We start from the raw sequence: 19,311 nt of genomic DNA, 5'->3' as shown, positions 1-19,311 counted from the left end.
TTTTTTTATCGTTTAAAAACAATAAGGTTCTCATCCTCATGATACGGCTTAAAACCTAAATTATTAATTATTTCAGAATATAAATTTCGACTTTCTTTTAGTAAAATTAAAAGGGTCATATTTTTTTTCAAGATACTGTTTATTTGTTCTTGAGAAATTTCTTTTGTATTAATTATTAATACGTTTGCATCATTCTTTAAAGTTGCTTCTATAGTATTTTCAAAAGTTATATTATTACGTTTATTCGTAATAAAACTATTTTGAAGCATCATTTTAACAGTAGTGTCTTCTATATAAGACATTATTTTTCTGTCTATAGCATCTAAAGATAATAGAAAATCCAGCTGTCCGTAATCTTGCGATAGATGAAGAATTCTATCTTTATTATCAATTGTCTTTAAAATGACATTATAGAGCTCTTTATTTTCTTTTAAGTCAGTTTTTACCTTTTTGTATAAAACATCTCCTTTGTATCTATAGTCATCTAATACGATATCATGAAAGTAAGCATCGTGTTCTATTTCTTGTCTTAAAACATTAAATTGATGCTTAAAATCTGCACTTATTTTTTTTGTGCGTTGTTTATATCCTTCTCCATACGATGTGTCTTCAATAGGAATTCGCTCCAATATTTTTATCGTAATACTGCCATTTCTAATAAGGAAGCTCCCTTTTGGATTAACCTCTGTATTGCCATGAATAAGTACCGGAATAACATCTAAATTTAGTTGTTCTGCTAAATAAAAAGCGCCTTTATGAAAGCGTTTAATTTTATTTGTTAAAGCTCTGGTTCCTTCTGGAAAGGCCATCAACGAATAACCTTGATCTACTTTTTCTTTTAGATGAGATACGCCATTTTCGATACCACTAGAAACAGGATAAAACCCAGCAGCTTGTACTGCTTTACCAAAAACAGGCGAATTATAAACCCAATCGTTTACCAAAAATATGATATTTGGGTGTAGCATTCCAACAGCTAAAATGTCTAAAAAAGAGGTATGATTCGCAATAATTATAGCTGGTTTTTTAAACGTTTCGTTACCAAGATTTATAATGTTCTTTTTTAGAAAGGGGTTGGTATATAGAACCGATTTCATGTACTTTGAAACTATTTTATGAAACCACCCCATCTTTACTTTTTTATTTACGGGAATTATTTTAAGCAACGTTACACTAAACAAAGAAATTAAAAGTCCTCCCAATCCAAAATACCCAAACGATACTATAGAGTGCACTAACAATCTTAGTGTTACAGGACGCTTTGTTTTACTACCTATAAATAACTTAAATAATAAAGGCTGAAGTGTGAATGAAATAATTAAAGCAGATAAAATCCCAATAATAGAAACTAAAGAAATGGAATACAATGCGGGATGCTTGGCAAATATTAAAACACCAACTCCTAAAATCGTAGTAATAACAGATAAAATAATTGACGTTTTATGAGTCACCAAAGCTTTTTCTCCTGTCTTATATTCGTGAAGTAAACCGTTGGTAATAAATATGCTGTAGTCTATTCCTAAACCAAAAATAAATGTAGAAATAATAATATTGAAAATATTGAACTCAATATGGAATAGGCCCATAACGCCTATAGTTAACAGCCATGTTAATGCTATTGGGATACTTGTTACTAAGGTTAATGAAAAACTTCTGTAAAAAATTAAAAGTAGAAGTAATACAACAGCTAATGAGTAAAGAACCAGACTATTGAAATCATTTTTTAGATTACCTAAAAAAGTTTCGTTCATCTGTTGTCTATCAATAACAAGTGTTTGTGGGGTATCTTTAAAAGTATCTATTATTTTCTTTGCGTTTTCATCTTGAACTTTAACTAAAGTGGCTACAGTTGTAAAATTATTTTTCGAAGTAATATAATCTTCTGCCGAAATGGTTTTTAGCCCTTTATAGTCCTCGGTTTGCAAGGGTTTAAAAACAGTATTTAAAAGTGTATAGAACGCATTGAATGTTGTAGATTTAAAGCCTAGTGTATTGCCACTTCCTATAAGATTATCTTTAGTATTAGTAATGGTTTTATCGTTCCAGAATGTATTCCATTTTGCAATACTTTGCTGTTGGGTTTGTTCTGAATTTATTAAAGATGCTATAGAACTAAAATTTATAATCTGTTTTTCTGCTTTAAGGCCTTGTAGTTTTTTATAGATGTTATCGTTTACCTGTAACGCTTCTTTTTCGGAAGTGCCATAGGCTACCAAATACACAGATTTTGATGCTATATTAGTTAATGCGTCTAAGCGTGTTTGCGCTTCTTTTAGGAATTGTGGCTCATAATTTAGCTTTGCGAGATCCTTGTTAAAAGTAACCGTATTATAAGTAAAGAGGCTAACTCCAAATGCTATAATGAGCATTATAATACCCCACTTTTTTTTATGAAATTGAAAACCGGCAAAACTATCTATTAGAGTTTGTTTTTTAGCCTTTTTTGCTGATTCTTTATATACTAATGGAATAAAAAGTAATGCAAAAACAGAGGCTCCTAACACGCTTATAGCGGCAAAAATGCCTAAATCTTGTAAGGCTTGTGAGTTTAAAAACAGTAAACACAAAAATGCTAAGGCTGTTGTTACACTACTCATTAGCAATGGCTTTGTAACTTCTTTATACAGAGCTTTTACATTGTTATTACTTCTAATATGAGTTAGTATATGAAGCGAATAATCTAAAGTTACACCAAGTAAGACAGAGCCAATTCCCAAAGAGATTGCTGAAATTTTTACGCGAATTACATAAAGTAAAGCAACTGCTAATAAGCCTCCAAATAGTGTTGGTACAAATAAGACAATTGGTATGCTTAGTTTTTTATAAAAAACAATAAGAATGATAAGTAACATACTCATTGCAATACCAACTGTAAGTTGAATATCGTGCTTAATTTGCTTTGCATTTGCAACGGCAATTAAAGCACCTCCAAAATACTCACTTTGTGCCTTGTTTTTAAATGTATCGTTTAATTGGTCGTTTATTTTATATAAATTTTCTGCGAATTTTGCATTTTCTGCTGTTTCACTAGAGCCTAAAGCTGGAGTAATAAATAGCAGAACATGATTTTTATCTTTACTAATTAAAAAACCATTATGCAAGCTAAAATCATCCCCAAAACCAAGTTGTTGCAGCTTTTTTAAAGCAATAAACGACAAACCCAAGGGGTCTCTTAAAATCGTTTCTTTGGCTACAAATCCAGAAGGAGACACCAGTGTTTTATAATTGCTTTTTGTTATGGCATCAATACTATCTTTTTCAATTTTGTTCGCAATAGTTTTATAATCGTTTTCATCTAAAAAAAGAGGAAGATTGTTATAAACAAAATCTAAAGTTTCAAAAATGTCTTCATCTTCTACCTTACCTTGAATTTGCTTAACATATTGGCTAGATGTTTTGTTTATGCTATCTATTAATTGCGATGCGTATTCTGTTATATCATCAACAGCCCCATTAGGCTCTCGTGTAATGTTTACAATAATTTTATCGGCGAAATTTACAGTTTTTAAAACCTTTTGTGCTTCAGAGGTTTTATCATTAGATGGGATAAGTTTGGTGATATCTTCTTCAAATTCAATTTTTGAACCTACATATACTAACGATAATAACAATAGGGATAAAACACCTAAACTTAGTAGTTTTTTCGCAACGATTTTTTGATATATGCTATAAAACACCTTATCCATTTTTTAGAGCTACTTTTTTATCGAAAATTAAAAAAAGAAAATAACTTACAAGCCCAAAACCCACTGCGGCTATTATTGCTAAAGAAAAACTACCAATAATATAAGTTTTAAGATGTTTTAAAACCTCGAAGTTTTTGGTCATTTCTTCCATGCTATATTCTAATTTTATCCCTAAAAGATATTGTCCCATTTTAGAACTGGCATAAATTATAAAAGGAATAAAAGGCGGTATGCTTATGTTAGAAAAAACAAAAGCAATTGTTTTATTTAATTTAAACAATAAAGCTAAAAAAATAACCAGTACTGTATGAAATCCCCAAAAAGGAGATATTCCTATAAAAATACCAAGAGCTATTGATAAAGCTTTTTTTGAAGGACTATATGTACCTAATAAGTCTTCTTTAAAAAACCTTTTAAATCCCTTTTTTTTATACCTTCTAAAAAAGTTTCGCGGTTTAATAAACAGAAAAGTAACTATTACAAACCATGTATTTAAAATGCTTATCCGAGTAAAATCTTTAAATGGCCTAAAATGAGAAACGCGTTCGGTTTGGTCATATAAAACTTTTATCGGAATATTTTTAACGTTAGTACCAGACCAGGCTGACTTTACTATAACTTCGATTTCGAATTCAAATTTTGTAGTATAGAATTTGAGTTTCTTCAATGATTTTAAAGGGTACAATCTAAATCCGGATTGTGTATCTTGAAGCTTAAGCCCTGTTTCTACCCAAAACCAAAAGTTTGAAAATTTGTTACCAAAACTGCTTTTTTTAGGCACTGTGTCTTGGCCCATATTTCGTGCACCAATAAGTATGATGTTTTTATCCTCACTTTTTTCAAGTTCATTAACAAAAACAGGAATGTCTTCTGGAAAATGCTGACCGTCTGAATCTATAGTAATTGCATAATGGTAACCTAATGTTTCTGCATGTTTAAAACCTGTACGTAATGCATTTCCTTTGCCTTTATTCTTTTCAAGATGAATTTGTTCTAGATGTGAATAGGCTTCAAGAATTTGCGATGTTGTATCTGTAGAACCATCATTAACAATAATAATATGTTGAGTAAACTGCATAACACCATCAATAACACGCTTTAATGTAAGCTTGTTATTGTATGTAGGTATTAACACACAAATATTTAAATCGGTAATTTTTTGTTCGGTTAGTTGGTTATTCACTTCATTGAAGCCTTAAAGCGTTACTGGCTCGAAATTACTGTTTTTTCTTCATCACTAAAAGCTTTAGACTGTAAAATATAGTCCTTAATATGATTTCTTAAATTAGTAGAAGTGATGTTTTTAAATTGTTTTAAAATAAACTGTTTATCTTCTTCAATATTACTTTTATATTTTAAAATTTTTGGGGTGTTTTCTTGAATCCCTAATCTAATAAAATGGGGCTCTATGTTATTTGGTGATTTTTCTATAGCATACTCTACATAAGAAACACCCTCTTGAAACAGTCTTTTTTTCTCCTTAATTTTTTTCTCTTTTCTGGCTAACAAGGCAATTGCTGCACCTTTGTAAGCAACTAAGACTGATTTATCTTTTTTAGTAATATTTAAAAGAAGTTTATTAAAGGCTTCTACTTTCGTATGATCTTGTCCTGCTGCTTTATAAGCGTTTCTAACTGCATTAATGTCTATCGATAAGACATTTATACTTATTGTTAATATGAGTACAGTTAAAAATTTCACGTATAAATTATTTTACTATAAAATTAGTTGTTGATTTTAAAGCTATAGTGTCCTCAAATTTAGAAATGTTTTTAACTCTATAACCTTCATCTGTTTCAATAACTTCTAGTTTTAATTCCAATTCTGGCGTGTTAAAAGGGTTAATTATAGCCATGAATTTAATATTATTTGCAGACTGCATAAATAACTTTTTTTCGACAAAATCCTCTGTAAGTCCTTTAATAATTTGCATCATACAAACACCAGGCATTACCGGGTTATCGGGAAAATGCCCTTTAAAAATAATATGGTCTTTATTAATAAAAACATTTGCTGTTATCGAATTATCGACAACCTCTAAATTGTTAACTTTATATAAGCCTTCTAACATATTTGTTTAAAAATTGAATTTATAAAATAGCCCCAATTGAAAGACACCATTAAATTGAATCTCGTCTTGAAAAAGCTCCGATTCAAAATCATGCCAATTACCAGAAAAAACATCTACCAGTCCTTGTTTATACCTGGCTTCAAAACCTAATCCGTTTTTAAACTCTAAACCAATACCAACATTAATAGTAACGTCTATAAAGGTAATATCATTTCCTTCTTCTCTATTAGAAATCCCAATTACAGTATCATCTACATCAAAATCAAATCCAGGGCCAATTGAGAAATGAAATCCTGAATCTTTAACATAGAATTTATTGATTGCCGAGATTGAAATATAGTGTATTTCAATGTCATCAGTAATGGAAGTATTCTTAGCACGTCCTCCTTGATTGGAATATCCTATTTCTGGTTGAAATGCATATAAATCTGAAAATCTAAAATGTCCGAAAACACTAAAATATCCACTTGTTTTTCGGTCTAAGTTAGCATTAGAAAGATTAGACAAGTTAATACCTCCACGTATTCCGAATGATTTTTTTGTTTGCGAATAGGAACTCGTAAATGTCCCAAAAACTATTAAAATAAATAATATCTTTTTCATAATCTTAATTAATCGATTCAAGGTTTATTTTTATAATATCTTGTGTTTCAAATCAAATATTAATGGCAATATTGTCATTAATGTCTAAAAAAACAAACATACTTTTTCTTTTCTATTTTTTATTGCTACTAATCACACTTGGTCGATTATTTTTGCTATAATAAGCTTTATTTTTTAAGTAAGCACCAAAACCAATAGCACATTAATCACCTATAAGTCAAACTGATACGATAATCCGATTTGAAATACTTTGTTTAAAAAAAGCTCATCAAGAGGTTCTTCATTATTTATATTATTTCCAAAAATATCTACCAAACCTATATTATATCTTCCTTCTATACTTAACCCAAAAGGCAAGTCATAGCCAATTCCTCCCAAAAAGACAATATCGAAACCTTCTAACTCACCTGAGAAATTATTGAAATTCTCCCCTGTTTTAATGTTAAAAGCCGGGCCAATAATTAGATGTAAGCCTAAATCTTTAAAAGGAGAAAATTTGTTTACTACTCCTAACGACAAATACTGTAGCTCTATATCATCATATCCAAAGTACTTGGATGTACCTTGTCTTGTATAATTTAATTCTGGTTGTAATGCATAAAAACGTGCAAATTTAATTTTAGCAAATGCACCAATATAAAAATCTGTTTTATCATTTGAATTTGAGTTTGTAATACTAGCAAAATTAACACCGGCTCTTACACCCGGTTTAATTGTTATTTGAGAAAACACCATTGTACTTACAATAGTTAATACTAATGTTAAAAATAAGTTTTTCATTTAATCAAAAATTTTCAGGTTAATATTCAGTTTTATATTTGAGTGTTCAATTTTAATTTGGTTTGCAATAGTATCATTAATTTCCGAGAATATAAATGCTACTTTTTTCTTTCCATGCTTAGTACGCACAATTTTGTTTAACTGCTGTGTTTTATAGTAAAAATGTTTTTTATTATTTAAAACAGTTTCATAAACTAAAGCATCTTGTAATGTATATGATTTAACAACCGGTAATTTTTCTTGAATAAGAGTTTTAAAGTCTTTTTTTAAAATGTTTATTAAAATAGCTTTATCCATGGCTTCGACAATAAAGTTAACCTTAAAGGCATCTTTCGAAAAGGAAAAATCGAAAATTTTATTTCCCATTTCTGTTGTAAACACAATACGATGGTGGTTATCCCCCAGTTTTTTAACTATGAAAATACCGCTAAAATTATTATCATATACCTCAATATTTGCTTTATATACATAATCTTTTATTTCATCTGAAAAATATGGGTTTTGAACCATATTATTTGATGTTGTCTGTATTTGAAGGTTCTGCTTTTTAGGATACGACCCACATGCTATAAAAAGCAAACAGAAACTACTGATTAAATATCGCATCTGATAAGGCTGTGTTTATTTTTCGATTGTTAAAAACAATTCTAGTATAATCCTCAGATTGTTCTACCATTTTTAATTCCACAACGTCACCTTCTACATTAAATGTAATGTGAAATGCTTTTATATATTTCGAAAAACTTTCGTCTTTTGGGCTAAAGTAAACTTTACTATTTACTCCTTCTTTATAGTATGTAATATCAAATTCATTTTCGTCAAACATATCCCCTTTTACACTATTTATAATTAAAGTATTTAAGTGCTTAAACATCTTATTTGAGCCTATATCTATATTACTTTTTTTACCTTCATCATTAATAAAGAGTTTTTCGTTTTTAAATATAACGACATATTTAAAGGGGGTGATATATTCCCATTTTATCATATTGGGAGACTTAAATGCCAGTTTACCTGAAGTAATAATATCTTTAGATAAAAAATCCAAATGCTTGTATTGTGTAAAGTCGCTTAATAAGGTGTTTATCGTAGTCGCCTTCGTTTTTACTTTGGCTTTTAAGGTGGCTGATTCTGCCGAGTTCATCTTGGTTTGCCCGTGTAATGCAACACCTATAAAAAATATAATATAAAAAATATTACGCATATGCTTTTATATTGAATAGAGAGTCTATGGTAACAGACTCCATATTTTGTTTCTGTAAAAATAGCAATAACCGTTCCAATACTGTAATTGTTTTTAAACTCGTATCGTGAAGCAAAATAACATCACCTCTTGAAAGGTCTTTTGTGACACGGTTAAATACCGTCTTTGATGTTCTTGAAGTCGTATCTAAAGAGCGAATATTCCAACCTATAGATTGCAATTCGGTGTGTTTTATTGCTTTTTTTATTCTTGGGTTTGTCACACCAAAAGCTGGTCGGTATAATTGCATTGTAAAACCTACAATATTTTTTACAATAGCATTGGTTTTTTGTAATTCATCAATGACTTCTTTGGTTTTAAAAAAACCAAAATTATTCGCATGGGTATAGGTATGATTGCCAACTGTATGCCCTTGTTTTATAATATCGCTGAACACATTTGGATATGCTTCAATATGTTTACCAATACAAAAAAAAGTGGCTTTGGCATTATACTTTTTTAAAAGCTCTAATACTTTGGGTGTAAACTCCGGGTGTGGACCATCATCAAAAGTAATAGCGATTCGATTTTCTTTAATTTGTTTGTTGGAATGAAGCGATTTAAGATGATAATTCCACGTTATAAAAAAGGAACCTGCCGCTGTAATTAATAACCAAATAAATACTAATATAAGTAAAGACCACAAAGGCAGTTTATAAAAGTAGCTTGTAAACAGAAAAACAAGTAAAACAATGATTGTAATTATATTTACCGACTTATAATTTAGCATTTACGTAATAAGGTGAAGCTATGGTTCTCTCCTCTATATTGATTGTAAAGTAAAATAGTGTTATAATTTGAAGCTCGTATGTCATTAAGTTTAGTTACTTCCGGAAGCTTCTGAGTTTTCAAAATTTTGGATGCCAACCAAACACCAAATGATGATGCTGTGTTAAACTCACCACACAAATGTTTATAATAAACTTGTTGTGTCTTATTAAATACTCCACAGCTTAATTCATTATAAAAACTATCGTAAGTAACATCTCCATTATTTCCTAAAACTAAAAGGTCTATGGCTTCAATATCTAAATCATTCTCTTTTAAGAATGTACCAGCCAGATCAGTAATATTTGTGCTTTTTATTGTATTGTATGTACTTATTGCTACAATTTGAGCGTAGCTTGAATCTTGTTTTATATTAGATAATACGAAAAAATTGGCACCTTCGCTAAAAACGGCTCCTTTTGTTTTAGAACCTAATAAATCTGTAGTGTTTACTTTTTCTTCTTTTATATGATTGATAAGCTTATGCAATGTACATGTATATTCTTCAATTTCGTCAACTCCACCAACTAAAACAGAACTGGCTTCATTGTTTTCTAACATTAATTTGGCATCTAATACTGCAGATTCAAAAGAAACACTTGCGTGTACATAGGTAAAATTATAACCTTTACATTTCAAACCAAGAGCTATTTGTCCTCCAACGGTATTGTGTGTGGATTGTATAAAAGATGTTGGTGTTAAAAATTGCTCATCATTATCTATAATAGCACTTAAAAACTTCTTAGAGTCCTTAAGGCACCCCATTCCTGTGCCTGTAATGATGGCATCTACATTGTCTAAATTAGCTTCTTTTAGAGCTATTTTAGAAGCTACAACCCCCATTTTAATCCCTTTTGCCATTCTACGAGAATTTGCCGGAGCAATGTAGTCTTTGTAGTTTGGGTCTACGGCTAAAATGATATTGTCTTCATAAGAAACGATTTCATCTAAAAACTGTGAATTATCAAATGTTTTTTGAGATGAAATAGAACCTACACTATTTATATAAACGGCTCTCATTGTTTTTTTGAAAAAATAACAGTTGAACAATTACCTCCAAACCCTAATGAGTTTGATAATACCGTTTGCAATTCTTTTTCTTTAAGTTCTAATTGCGGGGTAATACTAAACTCTTTCATCTGGGTTTTAAAATTCAAATTGGGGTAAATCACATTATTCTGTAGCGCCAAAACAGAATACACAGCTTCTATAGCTCCAGCAGCAGCAAGGGTATGTCCTGTGTATGCTTTTGTTGAGCTAAAATCTGGAACATGTTCTTCAAATGTTCTTAAAATGGCACGTCCTTCTGATAAATCATTATTTCCAGTTGCTGTACCATGGGCATTGATATAATCGATATCGCCAGGAGATAATTCGGCGACCTTTAGTGCTTTTTGCATGGCTAGTGTCGCACCATCTCCATTTTCTGATGATGCTGTTTGATGAAAAGCATCATTGGCATTTCCATATCCTTTTACATAGGCTAAAACCTTTTTGTTTTCTGCCTTCACAACCTTATCAGATTCTAATACTAAAAAGGCTGCTGCTTCACCTAAATTTAGCCCCTTTCTGTTTTCATCAAACGGTGTGTTGTAGGTATCCGATAAAATCATTAAGGTTTTAAATCCATTAATAGTGAATTTTGACAAGCAATCTGATCCTCCAACAATAACTCTATCCAACTGTCCAGATTTTATTAATCTGGCTCCAAACATAATCGCATTTGCAGCAGAAGAACAAGCTGTACTTATTGTAGTTACTAAACTCTGATCTATACCTAACTCTTCTGCGATTTTTTGGGTAGAATCTCCTGCATGATGCCCTTCTATATACTTTTGGGCTGCCTTGTCTTCTAAATAATCATAATAATAAGCTTCGGTCTTATCCATACCTCCAACACTTGTTGCAGATATTAACCCCGTTTTATAGGTATTTATATTGGAAATCCCTGCTTCTTCAATAGCTTGTTTTGCTGCTATAACTCCTAATAATGCCGTACGTGAATAATTATTATCCGGGCTTAAACCAAGTTGTTGTTCTAATTCTTGATTTGTAAAAGCAATTTCACCAACCATAATATCATCTTTATGAACGGTTTTGATTTTTGAAATTCTTGTTATACCGGTTTTACCTCCTATAAGAGACTTGTAATTTTCATCTACATTGTTTCCAATGGAAGAAATAATTCCCATTCCGGTAATAGCTACGCCTTTACTCATATTTTTAAATTCCTGCTTTCGCAGGAATTTCATCGTTTTAGTTCTAATTTAAAAAAAGATTTATGTCTTACTGAAACAAGTTCAGCACATGCTGCAAGAAAGGCAAACAGTTTACTTTGTTCTATTCTCACTAATGTATTTAGCCATGACATTAATAGACTCAAAAATAGCACGACCTTCTTTTGGATCTGTTAATTTAATACCATAGTTTTTATCTAGCATAACAATGAGTTCTAATGCATCTATTGAGTCTAAACCCAACCCTTCTCCAAATAGTATATCATTATCATCAATATCATCTACGCTTATATCTTCAAGGTTTAATTGCTCTACGATATTTTCTTTCAGCTCTTGTTTTAAAGTATCCATATTAAGTATTATATAATTTTAATATATTTTGTTTGTTATGTGTTATGGTTCCATTATTGGTTACCAAATATAAAAATGCTTCATAATTTTCTCCATCCAATTCAACCCAACCGCAAAGCACTTTTTCTGCTTTATTTGCCGACAATAAACTATTTGTATAGTCTAACAAATGTTGCGGATTAAAAGTGTCAAAGATAAAAAAACTATTTTCAGAAAACAGTTTGTGTTTTATACTAATTTCTCCAATACAAATATTTGGCAATGTATATACAAAAACCGCCGGACTTGGAAAGTAGTCTTCTTTATTTTGAATGGATTCTTGATGTTTTCTGTCGGTATCTATGCTCGATGCTTTGTTTGAGAATACTATAGCTATATTATTTTCTTCTTCTTGGTTTAAGCTTTCATTTTTTAATAGAACATCTGCCGCTAAAAATGCTAATTTGCTTAAGGCATCCATTTTAAAAAACTTTGCGTAATTTGTTTCTAAAGATTTATATGCTGCTTTTATAAATTCTAAAAAATCATTATTCTCATCATTATAAATTACAGAACCATTTAAAGACACCGTATTATTTTTAATGTTGCAAAAAGAGGTTATATGATATTTAGAACTCATAGTCAATTACTTTTTTTTGCAAACTAGCATGGTATGGTATTCTCCAATACTAATATCTTCTTTAATTACGAGTCCAGCTTTATCAATCAATTTTAAAAACACTTCTGCCGGATACATTTTACTGTTTCCATTTGCTAATACCGTAAAGTAAAGCGATGTTGCTTCTAAAATAAATTTAGCATTATCAAATTTCTGTCTGTCTGTAAAAGTTTCCATGATTCGTAATTCGGTCGTATCGTCCATAGACTTAACACAGGTTTTTAAGATCTTAAGGATTTCTTCTTCAGAAAAACAATCTAAAAATTGACACATCCATATAATATCTGCTCCACTTGGGATTTCTGGATTGTCTTTTAACCAATCTATTTCATATCCGGAAACTCTTTCTTCAAAGCCTTCTTTTTTAATATTAGCAAGTGCCTTTTTTAATTGCCCGGGCAAATCAATTATTTTTATAGATACGTCTTTATTATATTGACATGATTTAATTGCAAATTTTCCTGTATTCGCACCAATATCAAATATCGTCTTTGGGTTATTTCCAAAAACTATCTCTAAAGCATCATCAAAAATAGCATCGGAATAATGATGGTCAAATTCGAACCATGATTTTTGAACTTCTGGAGTTAGTTGGGATAATCCTTCATAAACTGTAGGCCAATCACCAAGTTCTTTTAAACCTTCTGGTTTTCCAGTTTTTATAGACTCATTTAAATGAAATAGCCCTTTATAACAAACATCATTTGTAAAGTTTATATTAACATTTACAGTTTCATGATAATTTAAAAAATAGCCTGTAGTTGTTAATTGATATCTACCTGCTTCATCTTTACTAACAATTTTAGAACTTTCGGCTATTTCTAATAAAACACCAATGCCATACGCACTAATTGATAGTTCTTTTGAAATGTCTTCTATTGTAATGCCTCCTTGTCTTCTTGCTTCAAAAATCAGGCTAAAAACACCCAATTTTCTTAGTGAAACTGTTGCCTGAAATACAAATGGAGCAAACGCGATTTTTTGTGCTTCTTGAATCGCATCAATAGCTCTTATCGTAGTATCTTTCATAGTTGATTTTATCAATTTTTTACTTTTTTAAATATTATTGCGGTATTACTACCCCCAAAACCAGATGCCGTTTTAAGGAAAAGATTCATTTTTTTTGGTGTTACTTCTTTAATTACATTAATAGGTTGTGTAACACCTAATTCGTCAAAACCTAAAGACGTATATAACATATTATTATAGAGAGAATGCATGCCTATTATGGTTTCTAACAAGCCTGAAGCTCCTAATGTGTGTCCAAAATAACCTTTTAAACTGTTTATAGGCACATCTTGTAAACCTAACCTATTAAATGCAATGGCTTCCATTTCGTCATTATACTGCGTTGCTGTGCCATGCGCAGAAATATAATCGATACGCTCGTACGGAATATTAGCTTCTTTTACAGCAGATGTTATGCTTCTAAATAAGCCTTCTCCTGTTCTGGAAGGCCCGGAAATATGGTTGGCATCGTTACAAGAACCTTCACCTAAAACAGTAACAGCTTCTTTTGCCAGACTTTTTTTGTTATTCGTTACTAATATACTTGCAGCAACTTCACCAATGTTAATTCCAGAACGATTCTTGCAGTAAGGTTTACAGGGTGCGTCGCTTAGTGCTTGAAACGAATTGAATCCGGACAAAATAAATTCTGTAACTATATCTCCACTTACAATAAATACATGATCGTAAATGCCCTGATTGATATAACGTTTTGCAATAGAAACGGCTAAAACACCCGATACACATGCATTAGAAACAACAATAGCATCGTTTTTAAATTTAAAAAAGTCTTTTATTTTTTTTCCTAAAACACTTAAATAAGCACGTTCTTTAGGGAATTCACTGTTTTTATCTAAAACATCAATATTACCTTTTGTTGTCGAAATTATTAAACCAACATTTTCTGCTAAAGGAATCCCAGAAGATTGAATAACCTTGTTTAAAGATGTTATCATCATCTGCTCTAAGCGTGTATAATCGTCTTTATCTTTTAAAGCCTGAAAGCTTTCTTTTAATGTTTTTGTATTTATTATTGATGAATAAAAAGGTTGCGGCAATAGGTTCTTATCATCTATTAATTGCAACCCTGAAACTTCGTTATGGATATTGCCCACAACAGTTTCACTGTTAAAACCCAATGATGAGATTATATTATTATATGAGAGGTAAACTTCAGTCATCTAAAAGGCCAACTTTTTTCTTCCATTTCATAAAAAACTCTGGGATTGTTAGAGATAACTCTCCTTGACCTATATGGTCTACAAAAACCTGAACTGTTTCTCCTGTGCAAACAAGCTGATTCTCTTGATTAAAAATTTCATATCTAAAAACCATTTTTGCTGCATTGCTATCAACATATATTGTTTTTATAGTGGCAACATCTCCATAACGCAAAGGTAATTTGTGATCGCTACTTGATTTTACAATTGGAGTTGCATAACCAAATTCTTTTTGATTTAAATATGATATACCATGATGCCTGCCAAAAGCTTCTCTACCATCCTCAAAGTATTGTATATAATTGCCATGCCAAACAATTCCTAACGGGTCTGTTTCTACAAACCGAACCCTTACTTTACTTGTAAAGCTAATTTCTTTATTATTTTTATACTGCGCTTTTCTTCTCATTATAAATTATGGCAATTATTGTTGTGGTGATAAAAAACAAAAATAACAATGTTATTTCCGGAACTATCTCCAACAGACTGGAATTTCTTAAGAAAACATCATAAAACGCATTTAGTCCCCAATTCATAGGTGATATTTTAGACAATGTCTGCATAAATTCAGGCATTACAAATACAGGAACCCAAACTCCTCCCATGGCTGCTAAAATAACTACAAAAGTGGCTCCAAATGGAGCAGATTGTTCTTGAGTCTTAGCTATAGTTCCCAAAAGCAAACCTAACCCAATAGCTGCTAAACCTGCAAAGATGGCAACTATAAATAAAAGAGGTAATTTATTTGATACATTTAATGTTGGTAATCCTATAGCCGGAAATAAATAAATTCCAACAAGTAACATTAACATAAATTGAATCAAACAAACTGCTAAATAAATTACTGTTTTTCCACCAAGAACGGTTAAATATGATACCGGATTTGTTCTTAATCTCACAAAAGTACCTTGATTTTTTTCTTTTACAATATTTATGGATAATGGCACAATAATAAAGAAAATGGCAAAAAGTGTCCAGGCTGGAACGTTATGTTGAACAGAATTTGGTATAATGTTTTCGTCTTTGTTTTTAGGTAATATTTCTTTAAAACTTATAAAGTTTTCTGTTTCGAAAATAGCTTCTGTTGGATCATCTGTTAACTGCTTTTGAAATGCGTTGTAGATAGATTGGGTTTCTATTTTAGAAATCATTTTATCTACTTCATTTTTCACCGAGTTTTTAAAAGAGAACTGTGTTGCTGGGTCAAAATATAACTTGACTTCTTTTTTAGTGAATGTTTCTTTTGGTTGATTTTTTTCTTCTTCTAAACCAAATTCACTTAAAATACCTTCAACATTTTGGTTGATTTTTTTTTCCAGATCTGAAGATAAATTTTCGGGAATTATGATCGCTAATTGGTTTTTGCCTTTAAAAACCAAATTCTTGGCGTCTTCTTCTATATCAATTTCAACAACTTCGAAAACATTAGAGCCTTCTAGTCCTTTAGCAATTGTTTCAGAAACAGACCCTTTATCATTATCCACTAAAAGTATGGGTATTTTAGTTTCACTTACACTTTTAAATGTACTATCCTGAATTATGGTTATAGTTACTATTAACACTAAAGGCATGATAAATAATATGGCGATACCACCAATATCTCTGGTGAGCAATATAAACTCTTTATATGTAGATGCCAGTAGTTTATGCATGATCTCTTAAAGCATGTCCGGTTAGAGCTAAAAATACATCTTCCAGATTATTAGCATTTTTCTGCTTAGTAATTAAATTTTCGGGATCTCCTTCTATTATTATTTTTCCATGATCTATTATAGCAACTTTAGTACAGAAAGTTTCTGCTTCATTTAGATGATGTGATGTATAGATTATTGTGGTTCCTTTTTCGTTAAGTTCTTTTAAATAATTTATAATAACATTTTTAGATTGCACATCGACTCCAACGGTTGGTTCGTCTAAAAACAATACTTTTGGGTCGTGTAGAATACTTGCTATTAAGTTGATTCGACGCTTCATTCCTCCAGAAAAAGTATTTATTTTTTTATTCGAAAATTGCGATAGTCCAAGCGTTTCTAATGCTTCTTTGATTTTTAACTCTAATGACTTCCCTTTTAAACCATACATGCTTCCAAAATACCTTAGGTTTTCAAAAGCGGTTAATGTTGGATACAAAGCATATTCTTGAGGCACGATGCCTATGAGCTGTTTTAACTGATTTTTATTTTTCTTATAGGTAAGGCCATTAATAACAAACGAACCCGAAGTTGGTTTTATTAACGAGCACAACAACGAAATTAATGTCGTTTTCCCTGCTCCGTTAGGGCCTAACAATCCAAAAATGTCTTTTTCAGAGATACGCAAATCTAAATCGGACACTGAATATGTATCTGCGCCTTTATATTTTTTAGATAATTGTTTAATCTCAATCATAAGTGATTCTATATGGCCTTTTTAAGTTTTTTAAAAAAAACTTCTTCCTTATCTGCTATGACTTCTAACTGTGACGCCACATTGTTATAAACATCATTTTCTGCGCTTCTACTTCTACTTTTATAAATGCGAGAGGCATCCAAAGCAAAATCTCTCCATAAATCGCCGATAACGGTCATTTCTTTGGATAAATCTGCTAATTTATTATTATCCAATATTTTACTGGACTCTTGTAAAAAGGCTGCATAAATATATCTAAATCCACCGCCTCCGGTTCCAATCTCTTCTTGCATTCTAACAATTTGTCCTAAATAATGGTTAGCAACTTTAACACCTTTCTTCTTAGGCCACTTGCGTATTAACTTTGCTGTATACCTAATACCATTAACACCAATAATAGGTACTGGCGCTAACATGTCTCTACAGGTGTTTTTTATTCCTTTTATAATCGCTTCTTTAATATTTAGCTCTTTTGGAAAACTTATGGGATAATACATATGCCCTTTAGGAGCAAAAGCCCCTTTAGCAAAACGAACTTTTTCTAATTCTTTAGCGGTTAATGTTGTAACTGTTTCCATAACCGGATCGCTAATTAAATAGCTTCCATTTTCTTTGCCAAATACTATTAAATTATGTGCATTAAAATGAAAACGATATTCGTCTGGAAAGTACACTAAATTATACACCCCAACTTGAAGACCAACGGGGTTATTCTTTTCTAAATTTTCGTTTAGTCTTGCTTCTGCTTGCTGTGGGTTTTTAAATTTTTCTTTTTTAATTTTTATTCCAACACGCTTAGCAAATTTTTTAAAAATCTGACCGGGCATTGTTCTATATGATATTGCCGGAGCATGATTTACTTTTAAAAAGGGGATATAACAAAATATTAAGCCAGAGCCAATACCAAACACCATGGGTTCGCTTATCTCAAAGCCTTTATACTTCATCAAATTTGAAATAACCCCATTCTCACAATGAGCCGTTTGGTGGTGCGTAAAATTAATTTCCATAGTCAATATCTTTTAATTGATTTATAGAAATTTCGAAAATACTGGCGTATTTCTGTAATGTTTTTTCAGATAATTTATTAAATCTTTTCAATTTAAAATGTCTTTTTACTTGCCATTTAAACAACCCTACATAGCTTGCTAAAATACCAACGTCCATTTTATGAAGTTCCATATAATATTCAATAGGACTGGTTTCGTTATTTAATACTCTGTTTTTAGCATTTTCGATACGGTCATTAATTTCTTGTATCGCATTATCTAAGGCAATTGTTTTTGGCTGCCAGCCGCTACTTTTAGCTGTTGTGTATTCCCCGTTTTCATCAACAGCATAACATAGCTCTTTATGTTTGCCTGTTTCTAGGCTACTCTTATCTTGTGGAACATCACTTTTTTTCATAAGTTATTTCAAATCTTTAATAACCAAATTCATCTCACAAGATAATAATTGGACTGATTCTTCATAAATATTACATTCTAAAGAACATATACTATAACTATCTGTATCGTATCTTGATGTTAATTTCGCACTGGATATTATGGTGCTACCTACTTTAGGGCAAGAAAACAGCGTTACTTTTTTTATAGCACTAATAAAGCCTATTAAATTAGCTCCTTCTCCTTCGATATCATCATCATTAAAAAAACTTTTACCTACTATTGATGAACAAGTTTGTGCTGCATTTTCTACCAATCCCATTTCACTAAAATAGTTATTCTCAACAAAAAGATTGTCTTCTTTAATTTTAAATGACGTAGATACTTGTTCATCATTAAGAACGAGCACTTTGTCTATCATTAAAAATGGAGGACGGTGTGGTAAAAAATTGGAAACATCTATTTTATCAAGATCAATCATTAATTCGCAATAACCGTTTTCATTATACTTGAAGCAATTTTTTCTTTTTCGGCATTAAAAACAGTTATTTCTACTAAAGTCACTCCCATAAATTCGTGTAAAATATGAGCTTCTGTTTTTATGGTTTCATGTAATTGAGGCAATCTGGAAATCTCTACTTTTTTAATAGAGCCTATATAACCCGTTGGGGCAGGCTCTCCTTTTAAAAAATAATTGTATCCTGTATGAAGTGCCACTGTTTGTGCCATATTTTCTATTAACCCAGATTCAGATAGTACCTTGTTTTCAAAAAAAATGTTGGCCTCTAAAACTTTTAATGAGGATACTACATTTGTATTAGAAAAACCTAGCAAAGTATCGACCATCACAAAAGGTGTTTTTTGCGGAATTAAGTGTTCTATATTTGTAATTGGTTTTTCTAACAGAATCATT

22 protein-coding genes are annotated in these 19,311 nt (G+C 30.8%); all 22 read right to left on the bottom strand.

Annotated elements, in window-relative coordinates; genetic code table 11:
* Nucleotides 1-5 precede the first annotated feature (5 nt).
* On the bottom strand, nucleotides 6-3,686 hold the full coding sequence (locus Q4Q35_RS18285; protein WP_303279466.1) for an MMPL family transporter: 3,681 nt from the start codon (nucleotides 3,684-3,686) through the stop codon (nucleotides 6-8).
* Nucleotides 3,679-4,869, bottom strand: a complete 1,191-nt coding sequence (locus Q4Q35_RS18280) for a DUF2062 domain-containing protein (RefSeq protein ID WP_303279464.1) — start codon at nucleotides 4,867-4,869, stop codon at nucleotides 3,679-3,681. Before Q4Q35_RS18280 ends, Q4Q35_RS18285 begins: the two co-directional genes overlap by 8 nt.
* Before the next feature lie 20 nt (nucleotides 4,870-4,889).
* Nucleotides 4,890-5,387: a hypothetical protein gene (locus tag Q4Q35_RS18275; protein WP_303279463.1), complete on the bottom strand. Its 498-nt coding sequence runs from the start codon at nucleotides 5,385-5,387 to the stop codon at nucleotides 4,890-4,892.
* A 7-nt stretch (nucleotides 5,388-5,394) separates the two neighbouring features.
* On the bottom strand, nucleotides 5,395-5,757 hold the full coding sequence (locus tag Q4Q35_RS18270) for an ApeI family dehydratase (protein ID WP_303279462.1): 363 nt from the start codon (nucleotides 5,755-5,757) through the stop codon (nucleotides 5,395-5,397).
* Nucleotides 5,758-5,763: 6 nt separating this feature from the next.
* Nucleotides 5,764-6,360 carry a porin family protein gene (locus Q4Q35_RS18265; RefSeq protein WP_303279461.1) on the bottom strand — a complete coding sequence of 199 codons (597 nt, stop codon included), beginning with the start codon at nucleotides 6,358-6,360 and terminating at the stop codon, nucleotides 5,764-5,766.
* Nucleotides 6,361-6,570: 210 nt separating this feature from the next.
* A complete protein-coding gene (locus tag Q4Q35_RS18260; protein WP_303279460.1) occupies nucleotides 6,571-7,140 on the bottom strand; it encodes a porin family protein in 570 nt (189 codons plus the stop codon).
* Nucleotides 7,141-7,746, bottom strand: a complete 606-nt coding sequence (gene lolB2, locus Q4Q35_RS18255) for a flexirubin biosynthesis protein LolB2 (RefSeq protein ID WP_303279459.1) — start codon at nucleotides 7,744-7,746, stop codon at nucleotides 7,141-7,143.
* Entirely contained in the window at nucleotides 7,727-8,344 is a 618-nt protein-coding gene (gene lolA2, locus Q4Q35_RS18250; RefSeq protein WP_303279458.1) for a flexirubin biosynthesis/transport protein LolA2, read from the bottom strand. The genes lolB2 and lolA2 overlap by 20 nt, the downstream gene beginning before the upstream one ends.
* Entirely contained in the window at nucleotides 8,337-9,113 is a 777-nt protein-coding gene (locus tag Q4Q35_RS18245; RefSeq protein ID WP_303279457.1) for a polysaccharide deacetylase family protein, read from the bottom strand. The genes lolA2 and Q4Q35_RS18245 overlap by 8 nt, the downstream gene beginning before the upstream one ends.
* A complete protein-coding gene (locus tag Q4Q35_RS18240; RefSeq protein WP_303279456.1) occupies nucleotides 9,107-10,171 on the bottom strand; it encodes a beta-ketoacyl synthase N-terminal-like domain-containing protein in 1,065 nt (354 codons plus the stop codon). Before Q4Q35_RS18240 ends, Q4Q35_RS18245 begins: the two co-directional genes overlap by 7 nt.
* A complete protein-coding gene (locus tag Q4Q35_RS18235) occupies nucleotides 10,168-11,370 on the bottom strand; it encodes a beta-ketoacyl-[acyl-carrier-protein] synthase family protein (RefSeq protein WP_303279455.1) in 1,203 nt (400 codons plus the stop codon). Before Q4Q35_RS18235 ends, Q4Q35_RS18240 begins: the two co-directional genes overlap by 4 nt.
* 111 nt (nucleotides 11,371-11,481) lie before the next feature.
* A complete protein-coding gene (locus Q4Q35_RS18230) occupies nucleotides 11,482-11,739 on the bottom strand; it encodes a phosphopantetheine-binding protein (RefSeq protein WP_303279454.1) in 258 nt (85 codons plus the stop codon).
* Between the two features lies 1 nt (nucleotide 11,740).
* Complete coding sequence (locus tag Q4Q35_RS18225) at nucleotides 11,741-12,358, bottom strand: 3-oxoacyl-ACP synthase (protein ID WP_303279453.1); 618 nt, start codon at nucleotides 12,356-12,358, stop codon at nucleotides 11,741-11,743.
* A gap of 6 nt (nucleotides 12,359-12,364) precedes the next feature.
* Nucleotides 12,365-13,426, bottom strand: coding sequence for a methyltransferase (locus Q4Q35_RS18220; RefSeq protein WP_303279452.1), 1,062 nt, complete (start codon nucleotides 13,424-13,426; stop codon nucleotides 12,365-12,367).
* 11 nt (nucleotides 13,427-13,437) lie between these two features.
* A complete protein-coding gene (locus Q4Q35_RS18215) occupies nucleotides 13,438-14,586 on the bottom strand; it encodes a beta-ketoacyl synthase N-terminal-like domain-containing protein (protein ID WP_303279451.1) in 1,149 nt (382 codons plus the stop codon).
* On the bottom strand, nucleotides 14,579-15,034 hold the full coding sequence (locus tag Q4Q35_RS18210) for an acyl-CoA thioesterase (RefSeq protein WP_303279450.1): 456 nt from the start codon (nucleotides 15,032-15,034) through the stop codon (nucleotides 14,579-14,581). Before Q4Q35_RS18210 ends, Q4Q35_RS18215 begins: the two co-directional genes overlap by 8 nt.
* Nucleotides 15,012-16,277 (bottom strand): ABC transporter permease, encoded by a 1,266-nt coding sequence (locus tag Q4Q35_RS18205; RefSeq protein ID WP_303279449.1) that lies wholly within the window; start codon nucleotides 16,275-16,277, stop codon nucleotides 15,012-15,014. The genes Q4Q35_RS18210 and Q4Q35_RS18205 overlap by 23 nt, the downstream gene beginning before the upstream one ends.
* Nucleotides 16,270-17,013, bottom strand: a complete 744-nt coding sequence (locus Q4Q35_RS18200; protein WP_303279448.1) for an ABC transporter ATP-binding protein — start codon at nucleotides 17,011-17,013, stop codon at nucleotides 16,270-16,272. Before Q4Q35_RS18200 ends, Q4Q35_RS18205 begins: the two co-directional genes overlap by 8 nt.
* 8 nt (nucleotides 17,014-17,021) lie before the next feature.
* The gene (gene darH / locus Q4Q35_RS18195) at nucleotides 17,022-18,023 is read right to left on the bottom strand and encodes a BtrH-related acyltransferase DarH (protein WP_303279447.1); all 1,002 of its coding nucleotides are present in this window, start codon (nucleotides 18,021-18,023) and stop codon (nucleotides 17,022-17,024) included.
* The gene (DarG, locus tag Q4Q35_RS18190) at nucleotides 18,013-18,420 is read right to left on the bottom strand and encodes a flexirubin biosynthesis protein DarG (RefSeq protein ID WP_303279446.1); all 408 of its coding nucleotides are present in this window, start codon (nucleotides 18,418-18,420) and stop codon (nucleotides 18,013-18,015) included. The genes darH and DarG overlap by 11 nt, the downstream gene beginning before the upstream one ends.
* Before the next feature lie 3 nt (nucleotides 18,421-18,423).
* Entirely contained in the window at nucleotides 18,424-18,879 is a 456-nt protein-coding gene (locus Q4Q35_RS18185; RefSeq protein ID WP_303279445.1) for a hotdog family protein, read from the bottom strand.
* Entirely contained in the window at nucleotides 18,879-19,310 is a 432-nt protein-coding gene (locus tag Q4Q35_RS18180; RefSeq protein WP_303279444.1) for a hotdog family protein, read from the bottom strand. Before Q4Q35_RS18180 ends, Q4Q35_RS18185 begins: the two co-directional genes overlap by 1 nt.
* Nucleotide 19,311 lies beyond the last annotated feature (1 nt).

Source organism: Flavivirga aquimarina (genome assembly GCF_030540835.1).
GTDB classification, from domain to species: domain Bacteria; phylum Bacteroidota; class Bacteroidia; order Flavobacteriales; family Flavobacteriaceae; genus Flavivirga; species Flavivirga aquimarina.
Note: the sequence above shows the minus strand (reverse complement) of the source record. Positions and strands in the feature narration are given on the sequence as shown.

Excerpts from the sequence above, each read along its gene's own strand:
- Q4Q35_RS18285 (WP_303279466.1), bottom strand. The coding sequence starts at position 3,686 with ATGGATAAGGTGTTTTATAGCATATATCAAAAAATCGTTGCGAAAAAA.
- Q4Q35_RS18270 (WP_303279462.1), bottom strand. The coding sequence starts at position 5,757 with ATGTTAGAAGGCTTATATAAAGTTAACAATTTAGAGGTTGTCGATAAT.
- Q4Q35_RS18265 (WP_303279461.1), bottom strand. The coding sequence starts at position 6,360 with ATGAAAAAGATATTATTTATTTTAATAGTTTTTGGGACATTTACGAGT.
- Q4Q35_RS18260 (WP_303279460.1), bottom strand. The coding sequence starts at position 7,140 with ATGAAAAACTTATTTTTAACATTAGTATTAACTATTGTAAGTACAATG.
- lolB2 (WP_303279459.1), bottom strand. The coding sequence starts at position 7,746 with ATGCGATATTTAATCAGTAGTTTCTGTTTGCTTTTTATAGCATGTGGG.
- lolA2 (WP_303279458.1), bottom strand. The coding sequence starts at position 8,344 with ATGCGTAATATTTTTTATATTATATTTTTTATAGGTGTTGCATTACAC.
- Q4Q35_RS18245 (WP_303279457.1), bottom strand. The coding sequence starts at position 9,113 with ATGCTAAATTATAAGTCGGTAAATATAATTACAATCATTGTTTTACTT.
- Q4Q35_RS18240 (WP_303279456.1), bottom strand. The coding sequence starts at position 10,171 with ATGAGAGCCGTTTATATAAATAGTGTAGGTTCTATTTCATCTCAAAAA.
- Q4Q35_RS18235 (WP_303279455.1), bottom strand. The coding sequence starts at position 11,370 with ATGAGTAAAGGCGTAGCTATTACCGGAATGGGAATTATTTCTTCCATT.
- Q4Q35_RS18230 (WP_303279454.1), bottom strand. The coding sequence starts at position 11,739 with ATGGATACTTTAAAACAAGAGCTGAAAGAAAATATCGTAGAGCAATTA.
- Q4Q35_RS18225 (WP_303279453.1), bottom strand. The coding sequence starts at position 12,358 with ATGAGTTCTAAATATCATATAACCTCTTTTTGCAACATTAAAAATAAT.
- Q4Q35_RS18220 (WP_303279452.1), bottom strand. The coding sequence starts at position 13,426 with ATGAAAGATACTACGATAAGAGCTATTGATGCGATTCAAGAAGCACAA.
- Q4Q35_RS18215 (WP_303279451.1), bottom strand. The coding sequence starts at position 14,586 with ATGACTGAAGTTTACCTCTCATATAATAATATAATCTCATCATTGGGT.
- Q4Q35_RS18210 (WP_303279450.1), bottom strand. The coding sequence starts at position 15,034 with ATGAGAAGAAAAGCGCAGTATAAAAATAATAAAGAAATTAGCTTTACA.
- Q4Q35_RS18205 (WP_303279449.1), bottom strand. The coding sequence starts at position 16,277 with ATGCATAAACTACTGGCATCTACATATAAAGAGTTTATATTGCTCACC.
- Q4Q35_RS18200 (WP_303279448.1), bottom strand. The coding sequence starts at position 17,013 with ATGATTGAGATTAAACAATTATCTAAAAAATATAAAGGCGCAGATACA.
- darH (WP_303279447.1), bottom strand. The coding sequence starts at position 18,023 with ATGGAAATTAATTTTACGCACCACCAAACGGCTCATTGTGAGAATGGG.
- DarG (WP_303279446.1), bottom strand. The coding sequence starts at position 18,420 with ATGAAAAAAAGTGATGTTCCACAAGATAAGAGTAGCCTAGAAACAGGC.
- Q4Q35_RS18185 (WP_303279445.1), bottom strand. The coding sequence starts at position 18,879 with ATGATTGATCTTGATAAAATAGATGTTTCCAATTTTTTACCACACCGT.
- Q4Q35_RS18180 (WP_303279444.1), bottom strand. The coding sequence starts at position 19,310 with ATGATTCTGTTAGAAAAACCAATTACAAATATAGAACACTTAATTCCG.